Source organism: Mesorhizobium sp. M7A.F.Ca.ET.027.03.2.1 (genome assembly GCF_003999175.1).
Taxonomy (GTDB): domain Bacteria; phylum Pseudomonadota; class Alphaproteobacteria; order Rhizobiales; family Rhizobiaceae; genus Mesorhizobium.
Genome location: NZ_RZOM01000857.1, coordinates 1 through 2717, shown reverse-complemented (window position 1 = coordinate 2717; position 2717 = coordinate 1). Strand labels below are relative to the sequence as shown.

The following is a 2717-nucleotide window of genomic DNA, read 5'->3' as shown; positions in this document are numbered from 1 at the left end:
ATGCTGGCCATGAACACCATGACGAAGGCGCTGGCCAGACCGGCCAGAAAGCGGATGGCGAGAAAGGCCGCCATCGCTTCGGTCAGCCCCATCAGCGCGGCAAGGACCGCACTGGCGCCAAGCCCCGCCAGCATCAGCAGGCGCTCGCGCCCATGCGCCCAGCCGCCCGCCGCCGCCAACGCGCCGACGAGGTAGCCGAGATAATTGGCAGAGGCGATCCAGCCGGCATCGGCAGGCGACAGATGCAGTTCCTGCATCATGCCGGGCAGGATCGGCGTGTAGACGAAACGGCCGATGCCCATGGCAATCGCCATGGCAATCATGCCAGCGAAGGCGAAACGCAGCGCTGTCGAGGTGGCTGATGTCATTGCACTGCACAATAAGTGCAGGGATCGCTGAAACAATCGCCATCTGTTGGGCCAGTGCGTGCGCGGGACGCGGTGCTCGCCTCGACTTTCCCCAAGCCGAACGCTTCGCGCCTGCTCAGCAGCGACCGCCGGCGCGTAGCGGAGCCGTTTCGTGCACTGTCCGCCGTGCCGTCAGCCTGAACGGCACATCGCCCAGTTCGCGCTCCGACATGGTGTTCAGCACCGGATGCGAAAGCGGATCGATCAGCCATCTCTGCGCCTCGCCGTCCGGGCGCGGCTCATACGGCCTGCTCGCAGTGAAAAAGACCTTCAGCGACGACGACAAAATCCCTAACATTTCCGGCTCCACAGGTCTGTCTCTCCCGACAAAATCTGCCGTTTCGATTTCAGCCGGATCAGTTTAGAAAAACTCAATGGCCATGCTCAACCGCGTCCATCTCAACGGCCTCCGCGCCGTCGAAACCGTTGCCCGTCTCGGATCACTGGCGGCGGCGGCCGGTGAACTCAACGTTTCCGTCAGCGCCGTCAGCCAGCAGATCAGCCGTACCGAAAAACAGCTCGGCCAGGCGCTGTTCGAGCGAACGGCGAGCGGTCTGGTGCTGACCGAATTCGGCGCCGTTTTCGCGACCCGCCTCGGTGCTGGATTTCGTGAGCTTGCCCAGGCCGTGGCGCTGGCCGACGAGGCTACGCAATGCACATTGGTGGTTTCGGTGGCGCCGGCCTTTGCCTCGAAGTGGCTGTTGCCCAGGCTATCTCGCCACTTCGACCGACATCCCAACGTGCTGCTGCGCATCGACGCTTCGGTGCGGCTGGCCAATCTCGATCACTCGGACATCGACATCGCCATCCGGCTTGGCGACGGCAAATGGCCTGGCGGGCGGGCGGAACTGCTCTTGGCGCAGGAAGTCTTCCCGGTCTGCGCGCCGGCGATCGCCCAAAAACTGAAGTCGATCGAGGACCTTGCCCAGACCTGCGCGATCACCGACGAGCGGGCAATGATCAACTGGGAAAGCTGGTTCGAGACAGCAGGCGTTCCGCCTGTTGCCTTCCTCAAGGGTGCGCGTTTCACCGACCCGATGCTGTGCCTGGAATCGGCGATTGCCGGTCATGGCGTGATGCTGGGCTGGCAATTGCTCGCCGCCGACGCGCTGGCCGACGGGCGGCTGGTGGCGCCTTTCGGAATCCGCGCCCAGAGCGGGCTCGGCTATTGGCTGGTGACCTCCAGCACCAAGGCGGAAAGCCGTAAGGTCCGTGATTTCAAGCTCTGGATCAGGGAAGAGATCGAGGCAACCATGGCGCGGTTCGGGTCCGTAAACCCAGAACCCGCCGGCGCGATCGCGGTGGAAAGGACGGAGGCACCGAGCTATGTAGGGTCGGACATCAAACTACGACAGGCAGGATCATGACCACACATTCGCGCGGCGTTTCCGCATCGATCGACCCGGTGAAGCTCGACAGGCTGGCGGAAGTCGCCATCAAGGTCGGACTGCAATTGCAGCCGGGGCAGGATCTGGTGCTGACGTCGTCCATCGCGGCACTGCCGCTGACCAGGCGGATCGTCGAGCATGCCTACAAGGCCGGCGCCGGGCTGGTGACGCCGATCTTCAACGATGATGAGATGACGCTGGCCCGCTACCGCTTCGGTGCCGATGCGAGCTTCGACCGCGCCGCCGGCTGGCTCTATGAAGGCATGGCGAAGGCCTTTTCCAACAATGCGGCCAGGCTTGCCGTGCGCGGCGAGGATCCGTCGCTGCTCTCCGCACAGGATCCGGCGAAAGTGGCGCGCGCCAACAAGGCGAATTCGATGGCCTACCAGCCGGCGCTGGAAAAGATCACCGGCTTCGACATCAACTGGAACATCGTCGCCTATCCGGACCTCGCCTGGGCCAAACAGGTCTTCCCCGGCGATGCCGACGATGTTGCGGTGGTGAAGCTCGCCGATGCCATCTTCGCCGCTTCGCGGGTCGATGTTGAGGACCCGATCGGCAATTGGAAGGCGCACAACGCGGCGCTTCGCAGCCGCACCGAATGGCTCAATGGCCATAATTTCCACGCGCTGCATTTCACCGGACCGGGCACCGACCTGACCGTTGGGCTGGCGGACGGCCATGAATGGATGGGCGGCGCCTCGACCGCCAAGAACGGCATCACCTGCAATCCCAACATCCCGACCGAGGAGGTCTTCACCACGCCGCATGCAAGGCGGGTCGAGGGTCATGTCTCCTCGACCAAGCCGCTGTCCTACCAGGGCACGCTGATCGACGACATTTCGGTGCGTTTCGAAGAAGGCAGGATCGTCGAGGCCAAGGCATCGAAGGGCGAGGATGTGCTGAAGAAGGTGCTCGATAC

At 63.6% G+C, this 2717-nt stretch carries 4 protein-coding genes; 2 read left to right on the top strand and 2 right to left on the bottom strand.

The genetic code is table 11. From position 1 onward, the window contains the following. Together EN750_RS28020 and EN750_RS28015 are read right to left on the bottom strand one after the other, a co-directional pair. Positions 1 to 368 (bottom strand): YbfB/YjiJ family MFS transporter (locus EN750_RS28020; RefSeq protein WP_127398659.1); only part of this gene is annotated, 368 nt, incomplete at its 3' end. 115 nt (positions 369 to 483) lie between these two features. Beyond that, positions 484 to 705, bottom strand: coding sequence for a hypothetical protein (locus EN750_RS28015; protein ID WP_127271618.1), 222 nt, complete (start codon positions 703 to 705; stop codon positions 484 to 486). 76 nt (positions 706 to 781) lie between these two features. On the opposite strand from EN750_RS28015, the gene EN750_RS28010 reads away from it, so the two are divergent. Beyond that, positions 782 to 1774, top strand: coding sequence for a LysR substrate-binding domain-containing protein (locus tag EN750_RS28010; protein ID WP_127398657.1), 993 nt, complete (start codon positions 782 to 784; stop codon positions 1772 to 1774). Next, the coding region (locus tag EN750_RS28005; RefSeq protein ID WP_145967968.1) for an aminopeptidase at positions 1771 to 2717 on the top strand (947 nt) is incomplete at its 3' end. The genes EN750_RS28010 and EN750_RS28005, both read left to right, overlap by 4 nt.